Below are 3,200 nucleotides of genomic sequence, written 5' to 3'. Positions count from 1 at the left end.
TCCAGTGCCACCGTGCGTTCGAGGTCGTATTCCAGTGCGGTGGTGGGGGATTGGCCTACTGGATGAAACGGCGTGATGAACACCCCGAAGTTGAGCGGCTGATTCACTTGACCTCCTCCAGAAACTCGAGCAGTGCGGCGTTGACTTCGGCGGCGCGCTCCTGCTGCAGCCAGTGCCCCGCGCCGTCGAACAGGATCTCGCGGTACGGCCCCGTCACGATCTCGTCGACGTGGTCGCGAGCCGTGAAGCCGAGTACCGGATCGGCGCTGCCGGCGAGGAACAGCGTCGGCACGTCGATGGTCGCTGATGGCGCCGACTCCGTCAGCTCCCAGTTGCGATCGAAGTTCCGATACCAGTTGAGTCCGCCGGTGAAGCCGGTGCGGGTGAATTCAGCGACATAGTGGTCGATTTCGTCCTGCGTGATCCAGTCGGGTAGCCCGTCGGGCTCCGGCAGCCGGTCGATGAATCCTTCCGGTCCCGGTGTGCTCATGGAGACGATCGCGTTCTGGTCGCTGGAAGCCCTCAGTCCGCCGAGCATCCGGCGGATCGTCCGCGCCGGATCGCCATTCAACTCGGCGTCGGCGATGCCGGGCTCCTGGAAGTAGAGGATGTAGAAGAAGTTGTCTCCGAACACCGCTCGCCATATCTCGGTGGGCGGTGACGGCGACCGGGGAATCGGCGGGACACTCATCGCGACCACCGCGGAGACCCGATCCGGGTGGAGCAGCGGGAAGTTCGTCGCGACCACCGAGCCCCAGTCGTGGCCCACGATCACCGCCTTCTCGGCGCCGACGTCGTCGAGAAGCCCTGCGACGTCACCGCACAACGAGGAGATTGCGTAGTCCTCGATCGACTCGGGCCGCGAGGATCCGCCGTAGCCGCGTTGATCGGGAGCGAGCACGTGGTAGCCGGCGTCGGCCAGCGCGGGGATCTGGTGGCGCCACGAGTAGGCCAGTTCGGGGAAGCCGTGTGCGAGCACGACGACGGGAGCGCCGCGATCGCCTGCCTCCGTCACCCGCAACTGCACGCCGTTGGTGTCAACTAACCGTTCGGTAGACGAGGTCACTTCCGCAGCCAAGCACAGCCCCGAAGTGGTGACAACCACCTGACGATTAGCGGTTGATCGGGGTCGCTACTGCGCTCTAATGAGCATCGAGAAAAGGAGGCACCCTCCGATGCGAGACGCACGGATGCCGATTCTCACTGCGTTGCCCCTCCTCGTCGTCTTCGCGGTCGCCGCCTGCACCGCCGCACCGGACCGTCACGAGCAGGGCGCGGCAGGTTCCGCCACCACGTCGAAACCCGATGCACCCGCGGCGCGCACCGTCGCCTCCGTGGGAACGCGGGAGATCCCGAAGTGCACCGTGTACGTCGATGCGTCGGCAAGCGGTGATGGCACGGCGAGCGCGCCGTTCGCGACGATCGAGGGCAACGTCTTCAGGGACAACCACTGCTTCCGCGGCGGCGCGGGAGCGATCGCAGACCCCGCGAAGGGAAGCGACGTCACGTTCGCCAACAACGTCGTCGACGGGAATTCGGGCGACGAGGCCGAGAGCGCTCACGGTGGCGGCATCTACCTCTTCGCCACCAAGCTCACCATCACCGGCAACGTCTTCACGAACAACACCGTGACCGGTTGGGGCGGCGGACTGTTCGTCGGCTCCGACCCGAGCGGCGACCAGCACACCACCGCGAGCCTGTCGTGGAACGTGTTCCGCGGAAACGCCGCAGGCAACGCAGGCGGCGGCCTGTTCTGCGACGACGGCGCGACCTGCAACAGCGATCACGACCTGTTCGACGCGAACTGCGGCTCCAACGTCTTCCTCGACTCCGCCTACGAAGGCGGCCCCACGATCGCCTCGTTCGACCACATGACCAACGTCAACGCACTCGACGTCGGATGTGGGGCGCCTGGCGCGGGCATCCAGACCGATCACGGTCGCGACGTGCCCGACGCGTACGAGGTGAAGAATTCGATCTTCTTCAACAACGCGGTCGGCCGCGACGTCAACGCCGGCTGCAGCGATACCTGCCAGTCCGCGACCGTGACGATCTCGACCTCGATGGTGCAGAGGGAGCACCCCGAGGGCATCCCCGTCACGTTCGGGACCGGCATCGTCGAACCCGTCGATCCGCTCTTCGTCGACGCCGCGAAGGGCGACTACCACCTGCAGTCGACGAACGGCCACTTCACCGCGGGCGGCGACGTCAAGGACTCCTCGTCGAGCCCCGCGCTCCGAAGGGGCGCAGACGGTGAAGAGCTCGGCATCTACGGCGGCAGCGGCGAGGCGTCGAAGTAGAGATTCGGTCCCCGCCGGGTCGACGAGCGCGTCGAACTTTCCCCCGACTAGCCGTCGGGAACAATCGGACGTTGGTCTAGCGGTAGCCTGAACAAACCCCAGCTGTGCTTATCGGAAGGACCTGGCCGGCAGAATCGCCGCTGGCTGACGACAACGATGAACCGAAAGAACGTCATCCGTACCCTCGCGGCAATCGCCGCCGTCCTTCTGGTGGGCTGGGCGTTTTACTTCTTCAGCGACGACACCCGGAACTACAAGCCCGTCGACACGTCGGTCGCCATGTCCCAGATCAACGCCGACAACGTCGACAGCGCCCAGATCGACGACCGCGAACAGCAGGTTCGACTTGATCTGAAGAACGGCGTCGGCGACGACGGCAACAAGGTCATCGCGTTCTATCCCACCGGCTACGGCGTGCAGCTGTTCGACGCGCTGAGCGCTAAGAACGTGAAGACCAACACCGTGGTGAACCAGGGCAGCGTGCTCGGGTCGTGGCTCATGCTGCTGCTGCCGGTGCTGCTGCTCGTCGGGCTGTTCGTCATGTTCTCGCGCATGCAGAGCGGCGGCCGGATGGGGTTCGGCTTCGGCAAGTCGAAGGCCAAGCAGCTGGCCAAGGACCACCCGAAGACCACCTTCGCCGACGTCGCGGGCGCCGACGAGGCCGTCGAAGAGCTCTACGAGATCAAGGACTTCCTGCAGAACCCGTCGCGCTACCAGGCCCTCGGCGCCAAGATCCCGAAGGGCGTACTGCTCTACGGGCCGCCGGGAACCGGTAAGACCCTGCTCGCGCGCGCCGTCGCCGGTGAGGCCGACGTGCCGTTCTTCACGATCTCGGGTTCGGACTTCGTCGAGATGTTCGTCGGCGTCGGCGCCTCACGCGTACGCGACCTCTTCGACCAG

At 65.8% G+C, this 3,200-nt stretch carries 4 protein-coding genes; 2 read left to right on the top strand and 2 right to left on the bottom strand.

Annotation, left to right across the window (positions count from 1 at the left end; genetic code table 11):
* Both QOD90_RS08825 and QOD90_RS08820 read right to left on the bottom strand, forming a co-directional pair.
* Positions 1 to 107: hypothetical protein (locus QOD90_RS08825; RefSeq protein WP_526348720.1), on the bottom strand; the 107-nt coding region annotated here is incomplete at its 3' end.
* A complete protein-coding gene (locus tag QOD90_RS08820) occupies positions 104 to 1,066 on the bottom strand; it encodes an alpha/beta fold hydrolase (RefSeq protein ID WP_526348718.1) in 963 nt (320 codons plus the stop codon). The genes QOD90_RS08825 and QOD90_RS08820, both read right to left, overlap by 4 nt.
* 109 nt (positions 1,067 to 1,175) lie before the next feature.
* Here QOD90_RS08820 and QOD90_RS08815 point away from each other — a divergent pair, with 109 nt between their 5' ends.
* Together QOD90_RS08815 and QOD90_RS08810 are read left to right on the top strand one after the other, a co-directional pair.
* Entirely contained in the window at positions 1,176 to 2,300 is a 1,125-nt protein-coding gene (locus tag QOD90_RS08815; protein ID WP_526348716.1) for a right-handed parallel beta-helix repeat-containing protein, read from the top strand.
* 156 nt (positions 2,301 to 2,456) lie between these two features.
* Positions 2,457 to 3,200 (top strand): ATP-dependent metallopeptidase FtsH/Yme1/Tma family protein (locus QOD90_RS08810; protein ID WP_526348714.1); only part of this gene is annotated, 744 nt, incomplete at its 3' end.

It is taken from the genome of Mycobacterium sp. (assembly GCF_032161845.1).
Lineage (GTDB): Bacteria > Actinomycetota > Actinomycetes > Mycobacteriales > Mycobacteriaceae > Mycobacterium.
The sequence above is the reverse complement of the archived record's forward strand: the minus strand, read 5'-3'. Positions and strand labels throughout refer to the sequence as shown.